The organism is Sulfitobacter sp. HI0129 (assembly GCF_001635395.1).
GTDB lineage: Bacteria > Pseudomonadota > Alphaproteobacteria > Rhodobacterales > Rhodobacteraceae > Sulfitobacter.
The window spans coordinates 1-390 of the sequence record NZ_LWGH01000775.1; the positions used below are offsets into that span (position 1 = coordinate 1).

The window sequence follows — 390 nt, forward strand, 5'->3', positions numbered from 1 at the left end:
TCTGGTCGCCCCCACCCCGGCAGGTGCTGCCCCCACCAGCCGCTACGTCTTTGACGAGGTACAATGGGGCAACGACACGACCCATCACGTCGCCGAAGGATACGATGCGCAGATCCTGCTGCGCTGGGGCGATCCGGTCACCGCCGACGCGCCCGAATTCGACGTCATGAACCAAACGCCGGAGGCGCAGCTGCGCCAGTTCGGCTACAACAACGACTACGTGGGGTTCCTGCCGCTGGGCGATGACGGCAAGCGCGGCCTGCTCTGCGTGAATCACGAATATACCAACGAAGAGGTGATGTTCCCCGACCTGCCCCCCCGGCAGGACAAGGCGGATTTCGGCGACATGCAGGCAAGGTTCGTGGATATCGAGATGGCCGCCCATGGCGG

1 protein-coding gene is annotated in these 390 nt (G+C 64.4%); it reads left to right on the forward strand.

All coding sequences use genetic code 11. From position 1 onward, the window contains the following. Window positions 1–390: alkaline phosphatase PhoX (locus A3764_RS18825; protein ID WP_150122298.1), on the forward strand; the 390-nt coding region annotated here is incomplete at both ends.